Raw genomic sequence first — 16,469 nt, forward strand, 5'->3', positions numbered from 1 at the left:
GAGAATCCTCGATGTATCGACGAATGTCAATGTGACGTGCCAGAATCGTTCCATGCCCACGACGCTCCCACTCCTCCCGACCGACGCGGCGGCGTGCTGCTCGCCCGTCACCGGCGGGGTGCTGACGCCCGACGAGGCCGAGCGGATAGCGCGCACGTTCAAGGCTCTGGGTGACCCCACGCGCGTGAGACTTCTCTCCCTGATCGCCGCATCCAGCGACGGTGAAGCATGCATCTGCGACCTCACCGAGCCCGTCGGACTATCCCAGCCGACCGTCTCCCACCACATGAAACTGCTCGTCGATGCGGGCCTCGCCACCCGCGAACAGCGCGGCCGCTGGGCCTACTACCGCGTCGTTACCGACCCCCTCGAACAGGCCTCTCGCGCGCTGAGCCCGTGAGCGGCGTCCTCATCCGGTCGATGACCACCGCCGACTGGGCAGCGGTGGAATCCATCTACCGAGAAGGCATCGCCACCGGCAACGCAACGTTCGAGACAGACCCGCCAACGTGGGGCCAGCCTTCGACTCAGGGAAACTCACCGTCGGGCGGCTCGTTGCCGAGGACACCGCCGGTTCGATCCTCGGAAGGGTCGCCGCCTCACCCGTGTCATCTCGCGAGGTGTACCGCGGCGCTGTCGAGCACTCGGTCTATGTCGCGCACGAGGCTCGCGGGCACGGCGTCGGCGCCGCACTCCTCGACGCCTTCCTCCAAGCCGCCGACAGCGCCGGCATCTGGACCATGCAGTCCAGCATCTTCCCCGAGAACCCCGCCAGCCTCGCCCTCCACGACCGCGCCGGCTTCCGCGGCGTGGGACACCGGGAACGCATCGCTCTCATGACCTACGGCCCCTGGACTGGACAGTGGCGCGACACGATCCTCGTCAAGCGGCGCCACCCTCGCTGACCGCGTGCCGAAAATCCGGGCCGAAACAGCCTGTCCCGCAACCTTGGTTTCAATACGGGAGCCGTTTACAGCACGCCGCGATGAGGCGCCGTACGTACGTCCCGCGAACGATTGTTTTCGGCCGGGGCGTCCCGACCGAATGGCTTATGGCTCAGCGATCCGGTGTTCCGTCTTCGCTGATACAGTCGTTTTGACATGATCCGCCCTCTCCGCGCGCGCCCGTACAGGCCGGCGAGCAGGGAGCGGCTGATAACGAGGATCATTACTGCGGTCGGCCTAGCCGTGCTCTTGACTGCGGGGGCCTGGCTCGGCGGAAGCCACCTGGATGCGCCGGACAGCTCCGAGCACGTGTCGGTGATGCTGGCTGCTTTAGCTGCTGATGCTCCAGCCTCGGAGCAGGTTGGCGACCCGCCTTCCGGTGACGGGTTTGCAGCCCAGTTCACGGACGCAGCGACAGTCGGTGGCGTTGGTTGCTTGATCGGCGTGCTCTGCTGCGTGATTCTGTTCATCGTGGGCCGAGCGTTCCGCGTTGCTAGGGCGACTTCTCGGGAGACGACCGTCCTGCTCCGCCCGGTGAGGCCGCTGCCGGCGGACGCGCGTGCGGACGTCCCATCGCTGTCCTTGACGCAACTTTCCCTTTCGCGCACCTGACGAGCGCTCCTTCGAACGCCAGCAGCTTTGTGTGGTGGCGTGCTCCTGGCATTCCGTACGGGAGCTTTTAGAGAGTCATTCGTGTCAAGGAGTGTCTATGAAAACGTGGGTAAAGGCGACGCTCGTCGCCGCGGTCGTAGCTGTTCTGCTGATTGTGGCAGGCGTCGTTTATGGGCTGAGCAGTCAGGGGGTTCCATCGGCCGGCACGGATGAGAGCGGTCCGCATGTGCAGAGGGAGAACTCCCACGTCCTGGATGATGGCGGCGAGGGCGCGGTGACAGTGGTGGAGTTCCTGGACTTCGAGTGTGAGGCGTGTGGCGCGTTCTACCCGCTGGTTGAGGATCTCCGGGCGCAGTACGCCGGTGAGATCACGTATGTCATCCGCTACTTCCCGTTGCCCGGTCACTTCAATTCGAAGAATGCGGCTATCGCTGCGGAGGCGGCCGCACAGCAGGGGCAGCTGGAGGAGATGTATCACCGGTTGTTCTCGACGCAGGCGCAGTGGGGCGAGGCGCAGGAGTCCCGAGCTGACCTGTTCCGCGGATTCGCGGAGGAGATGGGCCTGGATATGGCGGCGTACGACGAGGCCGTAGCGGACCCGGCGACGGCGGAGCGGGTGCAGTTTGATTTCGCCGAGGGCGAGGCGCTCGGCGTCAGCAGCACCCCCTCATTCTTCATCGATGGGGAGCCGGTCACGCTAGAGGCGTGGACGGACTTGGGAGACCGCATCGATTCCGCCGTGAACGGCAAGCGGTGAAGCCGCCGCTGGAGACCCGCAGTTTCGCGGGCCACATTTAGTCGCCGAAAGGAAGAATGATCATGGGTGCAGGTCATAGCCACGCGTCGGGAACGTCCCGTAAGCGGCTGGTGGTCGCCTTTTCGATCACACTGTCTGTTTTTCTCATCGAGGTAGTCGGTTCGGTCCTGACTGGCAGTCTCGCGCTTCTGGTGGACGCGGCGCACATGCTCACCGATGTGATCGGCCTGGCGTTGGCTGTGACGGCTGCGCATCTGATGAACAGGGCACCCACTCCCCGTTATACGTTTGGGTTGCGACGCGCCGAGGTCCTTGGCGCTCTCGCGCAGGCGACCTTGCTGTTGGGTGTGGGCTTGTTTGCCCTGGTCGAGGGAATTCGCCGACTGTTCGAGCCTCCCGATATCGCATCGGGAAGCCTGTTGTTCTTCGGAATCGTGGGGCTCGTGGCCAATATCGCGTCTCTGCTCGTCCTGATGGGTGGACGCGGGCTGAACCTCAACATGCGGGCTGCGTTCCTCGAGGTCGCCAACGACGCGCTCGGCTCCGTCGCCGTTATCGTGAGCGCCATCCTGATCGCCGCTCTCGGCTGGTATCAGGCGGACGCAGTCGCCGGGGTCGTCATCGCGATACTGATCATCCCGCGCACTGTCGTCCTGTTGCGCGCCTCCGGGCGCATGCTCCTCGAATCCACTCCTCGCGGCCTGGACCTGGACGAGGTACGCCGACACATTGTTGAGCTTCCCCATGTGGTCGCCGTCCACGACCTGCACGCCAGTCAGGTGTCTACCGACCTCCCGACGCTGAGCGCTCACATCGTCATTGATGACACCGTGACCATGGACGCCTACGCGGCCTTGTTGCGATCGCTGCAGGAGTGTGTGGCCGAGCATTTCCCGGTGAGTGTCGAACACTCCACTTTCCAAATCGAACCCGAATCGCACACTGGAGAACACTTCACCCATGCGTAACAACGCTTCCCGCACCCGCCGAATCGCCCTGGCGGGGCTCGTCATCGCCGCCATCAGTGTCCTCGGCCTCGCCTCCCCGGCCGCCGCTCACGACGGGTTGGTCTCCTCCTACCCCGAGGCTGGCGGCACTATCCCGAACTCGCCGGACGAGATCACTCTGACCTTCAGCGCGGAGCTGACCAATCTAGAGGGTGCAACAGATATCGAGGTTCTCAACGACCAGGGAACCAATGTGGCGGTCGATGCGCCCGCGGTCAGTGGCACCGCCGTCACCCAGCATCTGTCCCCGGATGCCGGCGGCGGGTTGTTTACCGTCCGGTGGAAGGTGGTCTCCAGCGACGGTCACCCCACCAGCGGCGAGTACTCGTACTCGGTTACGGCCAGCACCCCTCCCGCCGCGACCTCACCAGCCATCGCCACCCCGGAGCAGAGTGCCCAGCCCAGCTCGAGTGCGACACCGGAACCGAGCACTTCACCCGCGGAGTACGGAGGCACAGCGTCGGGCGGCGCAGCGATGGGCGACGGGCTGTTGCTGCCGTTGATGTTCGTCTCCTCGCTCATTCTGGTCCTGGGCGTGAGCGCGGCCGGGGTGATCCTCGCCGGTCGCGCCCGTCGGCGACGCGACCGTGCAGAAGGGGAAGCTGGGGCCGGTGAAGAGTGAGCGTCTGCGGCGGTCCGCTCTCGCGGCCATCGTCGCCGCGATCGTCGTCTTCATCGACCAGGCCACGAAAAGCATGGCACTCAGCGAGCTGAGCCAACGCGAGAGAATCCCGCTCCTCGGGGATCTCCTTGGTCTGCAACTCGCGTTCAACCCTGGCGCCACCCTGTCCTTCGGCGCCTCCGCCACCGGTCTGCTGACTGTCTTCGGTATCGCCGTCACGGTGATCCTGGGTATCGCTGCTGCCCGCGCAGGGACCACTCTCGCTGCGATCGGGTTCGGTTTCCTCGTGGGCGGAGCACTCGGCAACCTCATCGACCGCTTGTTTTCCCCACCCAGTTTCGGGGTGGGGCACGTCACGGACTTCCTCGCCTACGGGGATCTCTTCATCGGCAACATCGCCGACATCGCGCTGGGGGTCGGGGCCCTCCTCCTTCTGAGCGCCGCGTGGCGCAGCCGAGAACCCCGCCACCCCGATCCGCCGAAACCAGCCAATCATCTGGCACAAGAGACGACATCACTATGAATGCGACGCAGAAACCCGCATCCCCCTATCAGCGAAACGCTCTCGCGCCCGGGCTGATCGCCGCAGCCATCCTCTTCCTGGCCCCAGCCCTCATCCGGGCGAACTGGGCACCCCTGGTGTTGTTCGTCGCATCCATCCTCGCCCTGATCGTGGGATGGTTCGCTATCCAGGCGCGGCACTGGTGGTGGGTGCCGGTATTCGCCGCGATCGCTGTGCTCTGGAACCCGGTCATGCCATTCCCGTTCTCCGGCGACATCTGGGCCATGGCGCAACCGGCCGCAGCCGTGGTGTTCCTGGTCGCAGGTGGCACGATCAGGGTGGTCCGGCAAGATCCCCTACGATGACCGACTGGCTACCCGTCGAGCCCCCTACGCTCGGGGCGTTGGTCGCGTTCCGCCCTGGACCGTTTCCGCTGCTTCCGGTGCTCGCGGCTGTGCTCGCGGTGCTGTATCTGGCCGGGGCAGTTCGGCTGTGCAGGATGCGACGCCGCTGGCCTGTGTGGCGCGCCGTCAGTTTCCTCACCGGCTGCGCGCTGCTCGCCGCGGTGACCGGTCTCGGGGTGGAGGCGTACGGCTATGCCCTGGTGTCGGTGTTCATGTTCCAGCAGCTCACCCTCATGATGACCGTGCCCCCACTGCTGGTGCTCGGCTCCCCGGGGACGCTGCTTCTTCGTGCCACACCACACCACGGTCTCGGACGACACGTTCTGCATTTCACGCATCGCGGTTTGCGGAGTCGCGTCGTCGGCTGGGTGCTGAGTCCCTGGTGCATCATCCCGCTGTATCTGTTCGCGTTCTACGGCCTCTACCTGGCGAACGCGGCTGACGGGATCCTCACCCAACCCGGAGGGCATCTCATCCTAGAACTGGTATTCCTCGCCGCCGGTGTGCTGTTCACCATTCCCGTGCTTTCCTCCGACCCGTTACCGGTCCGATTGGGACACGGCGCCCGCGCTCTCGACGTGTTCGCCGAGGCCGCCCTCCACGCGTTCTTCGGCGTGTTCCTCATGATGGGGAGCACAATCCTCGTCGCGTCTTTCGTCACTCCCACCCTGGCCCTGGGCCTGGATCCGCTCGAGGATCAGCGGCTTGCCGGTGGGCTGGCGTGGTCGTACGGGGAAGCTCCAACCGTGTTGATGCTGCTGTACGTCATGCACCGCTGGTTCCGGGAGGACAGCGCCTCCGCGGCCGCCACCGATCGCTACGTCGACACCCACGGGAACGCTGATCTCGACGCCTACAACGCCTATCTGAACAGACTGAGCGCCCGTGATCCGGAACCCTGAACCCGCCACACACGGATCTCCTCAGGCGGCACCGTCCTCCGTTGCTCGGCCAGCCGCGAAACGAACCATCCCAGTACCGGGCGCTGTCGTTGTAGCCGCGGTCGCCGGGTTCTGTCTGGACCTCGCCTACCCGGAGACGGGATGGTGGCCTCTGGCGTTCGCCAGCGTCACCGTCAGCTTGTGGCTGCTGCGCGGTCGCTCCCTCCCAGCCTCATTCGTCATCTCCCTCACCTACGGGGCCACGTTCTACGTCACCCACCTCTCGTGGGTGTCCACCTTCCTCGGGCCTTTGCCTTGGGCGGCGCTGTCAGGACTGCAGGCTCTTCTCTTCGCTGCAGGCGGCCCCCTCATCACGCTGGCATATCGCTACAGTCGCGGACGACTGTGGGCGCTTGCGCCCGCGTGGGTGGCGGGAGTCTGGGTGCTGCGGGAGACCGTAATGGGTACCTGGCCGTACGGCGGCTTCCCGTGGGCCCGCCTCGGCGTCGTTCTGGTCGACACCCTGTTTGCCGAGGCGGCCTCTTGGCTAGGAACAACCGGGCTATCGTTCCTGATCGTCTTCCTCTGCGCTGGAGCCTTGGACGTGGCGCTCCGGCGACGCCTGAGCCACCTCGTTGCCCTCACGCTGATCGGCGCCGTCGCCGCGCTCGTCCCCGCATTCCCGACCACCTACATTGGTGATCTACGCGTCGGGTGGGTGCAGGGTAACGGGCCCAGCGCATACTTCGATCCCCGATCGGAAGGCGACATCTTCGATGCACAGCAGACCGCCACTACATCGCTGATCGGTGAGGACCTCGACCTCCTGGTGTGGCCGGAAGGATCGGTCGACAGCGACCCGCTCCGCGAAGCCGATACTGCCGAACGCTTGGACGCCCTCACCCAGACGATCGGGTCGCCGCTGCTGGTGAACTCAGCCACCACACGGGAAGGCTTGACGTTCAACACCTCTCTACTCTGGACCGGAACCACCGCCCCACAGGCGTACGACAAAGCCAACCCGGTGCCCTTCGGGGAGTACGTGCCCGACCGTTGGTTCTACGAGCTCCTCGCCCCAGACCTCGTCGGCATGATTCAAAGGGAATACACGCCGGGCACCAACCTTCCTGCGATGAGTGTTGCGGGCTCGCGCGTCGGCCTCGCAATCTGCTTCGACGTCATCTACGACCGGGTCATTCACGACAGCGCTGTGAAGGGTGCGGAGGTTTATGTGTTCCAAACCAACAACGCCGACTTCCGCGGCACGGACGAGAATTTGCAACAACTCGCCATCGCCCGCATGCGCGCCCTCGAAACCGGCCGCACCGTGGTGAACGTCTCCACCACCGGCACCAGCCAAGTCATCCGCACCGACGGAACAACCGTCGCCGCCGTCCCCGCAGACACTGCGGCCGCGAAGGTCAGCAGCGTTCCACTGCACAGGGGGATCACGCCGGCTGTCATCCTGATGCCCTGGATCGGTCCCGCGATAGGCGGACTGAGCGTATTGATGTTGATGCTCTCGATAGCAGAGCGGCGCCTTCGCTCACGGTCGCCTCACGTTAGATCGAAGTGAACGGTATTCCAGACGAAACCCATTGAACGCGACCGCGTAATTGGTCACTTATCGCTGTATAGTCATCTTGTGCTGACTATTGCTTCTCGTCTCGATGTGATGAATCGTCTAGGTCGCGCGATGGCGGATCCGTCGCGCTCGCGGATCTTGCTCACGCTCTTGGACGCGCCTGGCTACCCGGCGGAACTTTCACGTGATCTCGGTCTGACGCGCTCGAATGTCTCCAACCACCTAACGTGTCTGCGGGGGTGTGGTCTGGTCGTTGCGACGCCGGAAGGGCGTCGTACGCGCTACGAGATCGCCGACGCACATATCGCGGTGGGCCTGCGGCACATGCTGGAAGCGGTCGTCGCCGTCGACGCGGGCGTTCCGTGTGCGGACGAGAAGTGTGAGTGCTGCGCGTGAGTGAGGAGTGCTGCGGCCCGGATGAGCCCCGCAAGCCCCATACCGCCGGTGACGCGTGCTGTGTTCCCGAGCCGGTGCAGACTACCGTGCCCCCGGCTCACGAGGAAGGCGACGCGTGCTGCGGCCCAGCCCTGCCGTCCAAAGACAGCACGGGCGACGATGAACACGAGGTCCGTCCGCCGTGGTGGCGCGACATCGCCCTGCTCCCGTCCGCACTCTCTGGCCTGTTCCTGAGCGCCGGCTACGCGCTGGAATGGGCGGGTATCGAGATCCCCGCGCTCGTTCTGCAGTGGGCTGCTCTGCTGGCCGGGGCATATACGTTTGTTCCCGGTGCGATCCGCCGGCTGCTCCGGGGTCGGCTCGGCGTCGGGCTGCTGATGACCATCGCCGCGATCGGTGCGGTTCTGCTCGGCCACGTCGGTGAGGCTGCGACATTGGCGTTCCTGTTCTCGCTGGCGGAAGCTCTCGAGGACCGCGCGATGGATCGGGCGAAAGAGGGTCTGCGTGCGCTGCTGTCCCTGATTCCCGAGACGGTGCGTGTCTCTCGTCTCGCTGGTGACACGACGCTCCCGGTCACGGATGTCCGTGAGCTTGACATCCTCATCGTCGGGGCGGGTGAGCGCGTCGCCACCGATGGTGTTGTCGTCGAAGGCCGATCAAGCCTGGACACCTCGCCGATCACAGGAGAGTCCATCCCTGTCGACGTGTACCCCGGCAGTGCGGTCGCGGCGGGCTCGGTGAATGGTGCATCGACGCTGCGGATCGAGGCGACCGCGGATGGGCGCGACAACTCGCTCACTCAGATCGTGTCCCTCGTGGAGCAGGCCCACGCACGAAAGGGCGACCGCGCACGGCTTGCTGACCGGATCGCCCGCCCTCTCGTGCCCGTGGTGCTGATCGCAGCGGCCCTCGTCGCCGTGTTCGGGTTCGTCGTGGGAGATCCGTCGACGTGGATCGAGCGTGCACTCGTTGTTCTGGTCGCGGCGTCTCCCTGTGCTCTTGCGATCGCGGTGCCGGTCACGGTGATCAGCGCTATCGGTTCCGCGTCGAAGTTCGGCGTCGTGATCAAGTCCGGGGAGGCGTTCGAGCAGCTCGGCACCATCCAGGCAGTCGCGCTGGACAAGACCGGCACCCTCACACGCAACGAACCGACCGTTGTCGACGTGCGCCCCGCAGGCGGCATCTCACGCGACGAGCTGCTGACCTGGGCGGGAGCAGTCGAAGCGACAAGCAGCCACCCTCTCGCTGCCGCGATCACCGCGGCCGCACCCAGTTCAGCTGCGGCCGTGGACGTGGTCGAAGACGCCGGCCACGGCATCACCGGCCGCGTCGACGGCACCCTGGTCCGCGTCGGCAACGTCCGCTGGCTCGCCCCCGGCGTACTCGCCACGGCCGCTGACGAGATGGCCGAAGACGGCATGACCGTGGTCGTCGTTGAAGCGGACGGCACAATCGCGGGTCTCATCGGCATCCGTGACGAGCTGCGCCCCGAATCCGCAGAGACCTTACGGCTCCTGCAGGATGCCGGGATCAGGATCACAATGATTACCGGCGACAACCAGCGCACCGCCCGTGCGATCGCCGCGCAGGCGGGCATCACCGACGTCCGCGCAGAGCAGCTGCCCCCGGACAAGGCCGCGGTCATCGAACAACTCGCAGCCGGGCGCCCAACGGCCATGGTCGGTGACGGCATCAACGATGCCCCCGCCCTTGCGACCGCGACCGTCGGGATCGCCATGGGATTGAAGGGGTCGGCTGCGGCGATCGAGTCCGCCGACGTCGCCTTCACCAGGAACGACCTGCGACTGATCCCTGGCGCCCTCGCCCACGCCCGTCGCGGCCGCCGCATCATGACCGCGAACATCGTGCTCGCCCTCGCGATCATCGTCGTCCTCTTCCCACTCGCGCTCTTCGGTGTGCTCGGGCTAGCCGGCGTGGTCCTCGTGCACGAGATCGCAGAAGTGTTCGTGATCCTCAACGGCGTTCGTGCTGCGCGGCGCCCTGCAGCCCTGCGCGCCCTTGCAGCAACGCCCGAATCCGTCCGCGTCTGACCCACCCGACCTCGACGACAACCGCGCCACCGATCTGGAGATAGCCATTCAGGCGGCTCTTCGAGGCTGAACAAGTCACCCGTCGGCGACCCATCAGTGGGCGAGCCACCCTGCTGCGCGAAGCGAGAGACCGCGAACGCTTCGAAGCGGGGCGGTAGCACCGGAAGCGGATCGATTCGCCAGCTACATAGTCGGCCGAGTTTCCCGCAAGGGGCTGTCCCTCTATCGAGCGACGGGCCGACGATGAAGCTCACGACGAAAGGAGCAACATGCCTACCGGAGACGTTGAGACCTTCCACGAGGACGGCGCATGGCACAACCGCGTGACCGGCGACAGCTCGACCACAGGCGGCCCGCATCAGACGAAAAAGGATGCCGTGGCCGCGGGGCGTGACCTCGCGAGGGAACGTAAGGTTGAGCACATCATCAAGAACGAGAACGGGCAGATTGCGGAGCGCAACAGCTACGGCAACGACCCGCGAGACGTGAAGGGCTGAGCTGTGCCCCTGCCGGCCGGGCTGCGTCCGCCGCTAGGCGTGGCGTTGGCCCGGCCGGTGGAAACGGTCCCGGCCGCGGATGCGCTGCCCGGCGGGGCGAGGTATGAACCGAAGTGGGATGGATTTCGGCTGCTGCTCGTGGTCGACGACGACATCACTTTGTGGTCGAGACAGGGTAAGAACCTCACCCGCGCCTTTCCCGAACTGGTAGCGGCGGCCGCGCAGCTTCCCAACGGTGTCATCCTCGATGGTGAGGCCGTGGTGTGGTCGGACGACCGCCTGGACTTCGATGCGCTGCTGCGCCGCACGAACGGCAGCTCCAGCACCGTCGCAAAGCTCTCCCGCGCACAGCCGGCATCGTATGTGGCCTTCGACATTCTCGCGATCGCGGATCGTGACGCACGCGATCTACGCCTGGACGATCGGCGCACGTTGCTCGAAGAGTTGGCGCGGGAGTGGTCTCCGCCGCTGAACCTCTCTCCTGTCACCGCGGATGCTGCGGAAGCCGCACGGTGGTTCCGTGCGCTCGTGGCGTCGGGGATTGAAGGGCTCGTCGTCAAGGGCGGGGCACAGCCCTACGTCGGCGGCGATCGAACGTGGGTGAAGGTGAAACACCATGACACGCTGGACGTCATCTGTGCCGCCGTGATCGGATCGCGCGAGCGTCCCGAAGAACTCGTGGTCGGGCTGCCGATAGACGGCGAGCTGCGGATCGTGGGCCGCTCGGCACGCCTGGCGGCGAACACGGCGCGGAAACTGGGCCGACTGCTGCAGGAGCCTGCGGCATCTCACCCGTGGCCGCAGGAGGTGAAGCCGGGAGCCCTGAGCCGTTTCAACCGATCAGGACGAGAGCCGGTACGACTGACGCTCGTGCAGCCGCTGGTCGTCGAGATCTCAGCGGACGTGGCGATGGCGGGCCAGTCCTTCCGCCATGTCGTGCGGTTCGTCCGCGCCCGGCCGGAGATCCCCGTCGCGGAGGTCGAGCCCTCCCGCTGATCCAGGGTCACCAGACGTCGGTCGGCGCCGAAATGCGCTGGCACGCTCCCTGCCATATCCAGCACCGCAGCGTCTCATCGTCGATCGTCACCTCGACGCCCACGGCATCCGCGGTCCAGCGCTTCACCTGCACGACGCAGCGCACGTTCGTATCCCCGAACTGCAGCCACGCGTGACCCCATAGGCGCGTTTGCTCGGGAACGATCGTGAGAGGCTGCCCGTGCAACCGCAGCTGGAGTGCGTCGAGGGTACGCAACGGCCCGCGCTTGCGAGCCTCGCGCAGCTCTCGCTGTTCGCCCCTCTGCGCCGGCAGATGCGGGTAGCGCTTGTTCGTTCCCACCGCTACATCGTGGCGTCAGCAGCGGACGTTCGGGGTTTCGGTTAGCCGGCCCTATCGGTCCATCCCGCGATAACGTGTCCTCTGACGCTTGGCAGCGTCACGTGCAACCCGGGTGGCTTCGGCGTCGCGGGCGGTGCAAGCCGTGGCTTCCGCGGCTCGCGCGCTCTGCCGCTTGCGGGCAGTCTCGGTATCGCGCGCCCGTCGTTGCGTCCGATGAGCTGAAGACACGCGGCGGCGATCGATTTCTTCTGTTCGGCGTGCGAAAATCGTCACTGTAGTCGGACGAGCTGCGCAGGATCTTCAATCGCGACATCGCGTCCACTAACTGCAGGCGGTGCCGCCGAACTGCACCCCTCCGTGGTGTTCGTTGGCGCCCAGCCGGGAGTGGTGGGTACAAGGCTGCTCAGGCCGCGCTCTGAAGGGATGGATCGCTCGCCGTGAGTGAAGCGGTCGAAGTGGTCCTCCGTCAAAGCGCCCCCGATCTCCGATAAGGGTGCTCGAAAGTCGGGGAGGGTAGCGCGAGAGAAAAGTATGATCGCGTTCATGGTCTCGTCGGACACTGTCGATCTCACTCGTCGTCTCACCGCCGCCCTCGGTCCGACTCTCGTTTCAACGCTGGCAGGTTCCAGAGACACGCGAGCTGCGCTCAGTTGGAGCGAGGAAGGTGGGAACCGTCCTAGCCAGGACGCACTCCGGCGCCTCGAGTGCGCCGACGCGGTCTGGCGCACGGTTAGCGGCGCCGAAGGTGACCAGGTGGCCCGGCTGTGGTTTGTCGGCGCCAATCCGTTTCTTCATAATGAGGACACTGCGATCACTGCGATCCGTGACGGCCGATTCGATGAAGTCATCGGTGCTGCTCAGGCGCTGGCGGACGATTCATTCACGGGGTAGGCGGCTGCGATCGGTCGTTGTCGACTAGCGCTCGAAGTGCCGCCCGCATTTCGACTCGAGCTGCTTCTGGCGACAGGTTCCCAGCTAGTATTCGCCGAACGCGATCGACCTCCTCGCGGGCCAGTCGATGACCTCCGAGCTGGTGCCCAACCTCGATCGCAGCCAGCACTCGTCGCGCTTGTGGATCCAAAGACGAGTCATTGTTCATTGCTGTCCTCTGAGAATTGATAGCGAGCCCGCGACCCCGGGGGCACTGCCCACGAACGATCTCGTCATCGCTTTGGCGGTCGTCGCAATCTGAGTCGATGTTCGGCCCAGGCCACCTCAAGTCACCTGTCTGCAATTGAGGCGATGACTGCCGCAACCCGGTGAGGGTCGCGGTGGCCGAGCAACCACTGTGCTGGAGTTAGGTGCCTGAGTTCGAGGGACGGGTCCGTCATGAATGCATAGACACGGTCAGCCGGCCAGGACTTTGGGAATGCCTGTCCTACCACTGCGATGCCCTCGACAACCGTGCAGAATCTGTCGAACTGCCACACCGGATATCGACGTTTACGGTTCACGAGGAAGTAGTAGAGGGAGCCCTGCTGCGCGCGCCGTCGGACCTGGCGCAGGCCGATCATCAGGAAGTCGGCTGTTTCGTCATCGCTCCAGGAATCGATGACGGCTTCGAGCCGAAGCCGGTATTCGACGCGAAGCCGGCGGTTCGACCTACCGGGCGCTATGGTCTGGGCTGCCGCTGACTCACTGTCGGTGAGCGCCTCGGCGACGGACGTTTCAGGCGGCGCGAACAGATCGCCTGAGGTCTCGAGTACGAGGTCCACCATCGTGTGGAGCAGTGCGTCGACGAGCTTCCAATCGCGCCCAGCTTCCGCCGCGGCCTGCACAAGGCGCGTGAACGATTCGAGAACTGCTTCGATCCCCTCCTGGTCCTGGTCCTGGTCCTGGCGGTGGTCCTGGCCGTTGTCGCGATCGCGACTGCTGTCTTGATATGAGAGGGAACCTCCCTCAGGGTCTTGCGGCGCGCCGGGCACTGGACACCTCCGATGCCTCAAGCGCGTCGGCGACGCGGCGCGGATCGTTTCCGCGCATCAACCAATCGACCGGGGAAACTAAGCCGCCGTCTCCCTCAAGGTGCCGGTTCGGGGTCGTCATGAACGAGTTGATCGTCACTGTTGCCCAGTGCTTTGGGATGGCGGGAACAACGGTTGAGGCTCCCGGCACAACTTTGAATTTCGGGCGCCCGGCGAACTGCCAGGACGGGTACCGCAATTGCGAGCCGCATCCCACAGCATGCAGGTAGCCACGGCGGGTGAGCCGTCGCAAGACAGTCGGAGTCACACGCAGCAGCACGTGCGCGGCGTCCGCACTCAGCGAGTCCTCCGACTCAACGCGGTTCGCCAAGGACTCCCCGGGGCGCTCATGGCTGCTTTCGCGCGCTCGGGTGTTCCGCGCTCGAGACTGCGCGCGGAAGCGCGGACCTACTCTCAGACTCCGCGCCACTTGCTTGTCGTACCCGATATAGCCACGACGACGCCATTCGATGGCTACATGCCGACGGAGATCATTGGCTGCGCGTCGGCGATCCGAAGCGTCCCAATCCGTCGGAAGACGAGACGGTATTCCGCCCGACTCGGGGAGCAAGTGTTCGAAAAGCTCCCGAAACGTAGGTCCCTGCGAGTGGCGACGCCGATACTGGGCTATGAAGATCGCGGCGGCCAGCGCCCATTCGTCAGCTGTGTCGTCGCTTGTGAGCTCCTCGAAGGCGTAGCTCCAGGCTGCGGGCGGGGGGTGCTTTGTGGTTCGCCACCAAGCCGACCATGCCGTTTGTGCCACGATCACCCTCACAATCGCGGTCGCACGCGACGGGCCTGCCCTGCGGTGCGACCGCGGTGTCCGAAGGGCGGGCAGCACACGTGCAGAGTGGAGAGGATCCGGCAGAAGTCGATTGTTTCGTATGGCCACCAAAATTATGGCATACCTGTAAGCCCATACCGGTAAGCAATCCCGGAAACGCTAGAGACGTGACTGGGCGCAGGCGGACGAGCGACGTCGAATGGGCTGTGTTCGCACAGAGCCTCGGCGTGCGCCTCCGCCAGCTTCGGCAAGAAGCTGGATTGAGCCAGGAAGAGGTGGCTTCACGCGCGAACCTCAGCCGTTTCATCTATCGGCAGTACGAGAGCGGTGAGTCGAGGCGAGGCGAGCCGATGAACCCGGCGTTGCGTTCTATCATCGCGATCTCGCAGGTATTCGAAGTGTCGATCGACACGCTGCTTCCGCACCCTTTTCCCGACCTTCGCAGTCGTTGAGCCGCTGCTGTCGGGAGACGGTGACCTGGCCCTCTGCTGAGCTTCCAGAGCGCCAGCAGGACTCTCAGATCGATCGGAGATGTGGGCGCCCGGTGGACCGAAGGGGTGCGGGTGACCGGCGCCCACGTCCGGCAGAGTCCGCAGTATCCACCAACCTCCGGAATCCTGCTTTCTCTGACCTGGCGTTCGGAATGCCCTGCGCATTCGAGGGCACCTGCAACCGCGACACCCTCGCAGGCTCTCAATGAGTCACCGATCGATGTGTCAGACACGCTCTAGGTGGTCGGGGACAACCGGCCGTCTTCGAGCAACGCCGCAACGTACGTGGAGCGGGAAACAGCGAGCGCTTCATACCACTTGACGGCTGTGCGAATGTGTATGCCTGTGAGCGCCGCGAGGATAGTGGGATGGAGCTGGCCGGCCAGCGACGTGCGAGCGCCCCTGCGGGTATTCGCAACGGAAAGCCCTGCCCGATGCAACCTCGAGGTCAAGGTGGTGTTTGCGAGGTGGTACCCCGATCGCGTGCCCGGGAATAGCCAGAAGGTGTCTTCGACGGTGTGCTGTAAGCGCTGAGCTTCTCTCGCCTCCTGGGTTGCCAACGCAACGAGCCCGAGTTCCTCTGGCAGGTAGAGCGTCTCCGGGCCGAGGTCGATTCGCGCCAAGCCGTCCGAAGTGTCGATCTGATCCAATGTGATGCGAACGAGGCGATACGGATCGACTCCGTAGAGCAGCAGCAGCGCTCCCGCGAGCTTCGTCCCCGGCGCGAGAGACGCATCGTGCAGGATCTGGTGTAGCAGCGACTTTCGTTCCTCATCTGCTGGTCCTCCTGGTGTGGGGCCGGGGGGCTTCCTTCGGAAAACCGTCAACTCTCTGGCGAGACCGTTCCGCCTTGCCCACCTCAAGAATCCCGTTACACGATGCCGCTCCGTTCCCGTGAGCGCCCACTCATCGAGTTGCGACTGAGTGATATCGCGTAAGGAGATCCTGCGTTGATCGAACCAGCTCAGCAGGTCGATGACGATATACAGCTCACGTCGGCGTGACGTGGTCCGCGACCCCATGATCGGTGCAGGCAGTGCCTGGAGCTCCCGCACGTGCTTCCATCGTGCGTATTGAATGAACGCCGTTCTCTCAGTTGCGCCAGCGATATTCTCTGCGATGTCTGGTATCCACAGTTCGAATCTCCTCAGGTGGAAATCGACTGGCTCGAGAACTCCGTACTCGACGAGGAGAGAGCGAACGTGTCGCGTTGTCTGATCGACTCCGATGTCGTCGAGAGCTTCGTGCGTGATGGGGGTATCGGCCGAGAGCAGCGTCTCTAGTATTCGAAACGATTTCGTGCTGAGGAAGACATGGAGGTCCTTGCCCGCGGAATGCGCCAACAACCCGTCGCGAACTGCCGTCATCTCAGGGTGGAGTGAAAGCGCTTGCGAGGAGAACAGGGACGCAATGATGTTCCTGATCGTGCATCGGTCGCACAGTCCGAACCGCCGAACTCGTCCACGCTCGCCACACACGGCACAGTCATTGAAACTCGCCGGGTGATGGCGCCAACAGTGGTCACAATATGGCGCCCCGTCGACTCGGGCTATGACAGGACGGATGTTGCCGCAGCCTGCGCATTGATGGCCGGGTTTACGTCGACACGTGGCGCAGAGCGGGTTGCCGAGATCGT

Annotated in this window: 17 protein-coding genes and 1 pseudogene; 15 read left to right on the plus strand and 3 right to left on the minus strand. The window is 64.9% G+C overall.

Annotated features, from left to right (window positions below; genetic code table 11):
- Positions 1-52: 52 nt before the first annotated feature.
- From IZR02_RS00545 to IZR02_RS00605, 13 genes and pseudogenes are all read left to right on the plus strand, one after another.
- Positions 53-400: an ArsR/SmtB family transcription factor gene (locus IZR02_RS00545; protein ID WP_025105239.1), complete on the plus strand. Its 348-nt coding sequence runs from the start codon at positions 53-55 to the stop codon at positions 398-400.
- A gap of 20 nt (positions 401-420) precedes the next feature.
- Positions 421-905, plus strand: a pseudogene (locus tag IZR02_RS00550) (GNAT family N-acetyltransferase).
- Between the two features lie 748 nt (positions 906-1,653).
- Positions 1,654-2,313, plus strand: coding sequence for a DsbA family protein (locus IZR02_RS00555; RefSeq protein ID WP_062766069.1), 660 nt, complete (start codon positions 1,654-1,656; stop codon positions 2,311-2,313).
- 62 nt (positions 2,314-2,375) lie between these two features.
- Entirely contained in the window at positions 2,376-3,281 is a 906-nt protein-coding gene (locus IZR02_RS00560; RefSeq protein WP_025105242.1) for a cation diffusion facilitator family transporter, read from the plus strand.
- The gene (locus tag IZR02_RS00565; RefSeq protein ID WP_025105243.1) at positions 3,274-3,942 is read left to right on the plus strand and encodes a copper resistance CopC family protein; all 669 of its coding nucleotides are present in this window, start codon (positions 3,274-3,276) and stop codon (positions 3,940-3,942) included. Before IZR02_RS00560 ends, IZR02_RS00565 begins: the two co-directional genes overlap by 8 nt.
- Positions 3,932-4,465, plus strand: a complete 534-nt coding sequence (locus IZR02_RS00570) for a signal peptidase II (RefSeq protein ID WP_025105244.1) — start codon at positions 3,932-3,934, stop codon at positions 4,463-4,465. Before IZR02_RS00565 ends, IZR02_RS00570 begins: the two co-directional genes overlap by 11 nt.
- Positions 4,462-4,809, plus strand: coding sequence for a DUF6804 family protein (locus IZR02_RS00575; RefSeq protein WP_025105245.1), 348 nt, complete (start codon positions 4,462-4,464; stop codon positions 4,807-4,809). The genes IZR02_RS00570 and IZR02_RS00575 overlap by 4 nt, the downstream gene beginning before the upstream one ends.
- A complete protein-coding gene (locus IZR02_RS00580) occupies positions 4,806-5,750 on the plus strand; it encodes a cytochrome c oxidase assembly protein (RefSeq protein WP_025105246.1) in 945 nt (314 codons plus the stop codon). The genes IZR02_RS00575 and IZR02_RS00580 overlap by 4 nt, the downstream gene beginning before the upstream one ends.
- A complete protein-coding gene (lnt, locus tag IZR02_RS00585) occupies positions 5,734-7,305 on the plus strand; it encodes an apolipoprotein N-acyltransferase (RefSeq protein ID WP_025105247.1) in 1,572 nt (523 codons plus the stop codon). Before IZR02_RS00580 ends, lnt begins: the two co-directional genes overlap by 17 nt.
- A 69-nt stretch (positions 7,306-7,374) precedes the next feature.
- Positions 7,375-7,710 carry a Cd(II)/Pb(II)-sensing metalloregulatory transcriptional regulator CmtR gene (gene cmtR / locus IZR02_RS00590; RefSeq protein WP_029989944.1) on the plus strand — a complete coding sequence of 112 codons (336 nt, stop codon included), beginning with the start codon at positions 7,375-7,377 and terminating at the stop codon, positions 7,708-7,710.
- Positions 7,707-9,761 carry a heavy metal translocating P-type ATPase gene (locus IZR02_RS00595; RefSeq protein WP_438803950.1) on the plus strand — a complete coding sequence of 685 codons (2,055 nt, stop codon included), beginning with the start codon at positions 7,707-7,709 and terminating at the stop codon, positions 9,759-9,761. The genes cmtR and IZR02_RS00595 overlap by 4 nt, the downstream gene beginning before the upstream one ends.
- A 269-nt stretch (positions 9,762-10,030) precedes the next feature.
- Positions 10,031-10,258, plus strand: a complete 228-nt coding sequence (locus tag IZR02_RS00600; RefSeq protein ID WP_025105249.1) for a DUF2188 domain-containing protein — start codon at positions 10,031-10,033, stop codon at positions 10,256-10,258.
- A gap of 3 nt (positions 10,259-10,261) precedes the next feature.
- Entirely contained in the window at positions 10,262-11,254 is a 993-nt protein-coding gene (locus IZR02_RS00605) for an ATP-dependent DNA ligase (protein ID WP_313959678.1), read from the plus strand.
- A 7-nt stretch (positions 11,255-11,261) separates the two neighbouring features.
- On the opposite strand, the gene IZR02_RS00610 is transcribed toward IZR02_RS00605, so the two are convergent.
- Positions 11,262-11,594 (minus strand): hypothetical protein, encoded by a 333-nt coding sequence (locus IZR02_RS00610; protein WP_025105251.1) that lies wholly within the window; start codon positions 11,592-11,594, stop codon positions 11,262-11,264.
- Between the two features lie 531 nt (positions 11,595-12,125).
- On the opposite strand from IZR02_RS00610, the gene IZR02_RS00615 reads away from it, so the two are divergent.
- The gene (locus tag IZR02_RS00615) at positions 12,126-12,485 is read left to right on the plus strand and encodes a hypothetical protein (RefSeq protein WP_025105252.1); all 360 of its coding nucleotides are present in this window, start codon (positions 12,126-12,128) and stop codon (positions 12,483-12,485) included.
- 329 nt (positions 12,486-12,814) lie between these two features.
- Here IZR02_RS00615 and IZR02_RS00620 read toward each other — a convergent pair whose 3' ends face one another.
- The gene (locus IZR02_RS00620) at positions 12,815-13,519 is read right to left on the minus strand and encodes a hypothetical protein (RefSeq protein ID WP_025104224.1); all 705 of its coding nucleotides are present in this window, start codon (positions 13,517-13,519) and stop codon (positions 12,815-12,817) included.
- A 990-nt stretch (positions 13,520-14,509) separates the two neighbouring features.
- On the opposite strand from IZR02_RS00620, the gene IZR02_RS00625 reads away from it, so the two are divergent.
- Positions 14,510-14,794, plus strand: a complete 285-nt coding sequence (locus tag IZR02_RS00625) for a helix-turn-helix domain-containing protein (protein ID WP_025104223.1) — start codon at positions 14,510-14,512, stop codon at positions 14,792-14,794.
- Between the two features lie 275 nt (positions 14,795-15,069).
- Here IZR02_RS00625 and IZR02_RS00630 read toward each other — a convergent pair whose 3' ends face one another.
- Complete coding sequence (locus IZR02_RS00630; RefSeq protein WP_126894221.1) at positions 15,070-16,200, minus strand: hypothetical protein; 1,131 nt, start codon at positions 16,198-16,200, stop codon at positions 15,070-15,072.
- Between the last annotated feature and the right edge of the window lie 269 nt (positions 16,201-16,469).

The organism is Microbacterium paraoxydans (genome assembly GCF_019056515.1).
Taxonomy (GTDB): Bacteria; Actinomycetota; Actinomycetes; order Actinomycetales; family Microbacteriaceae; genus Microbacterium.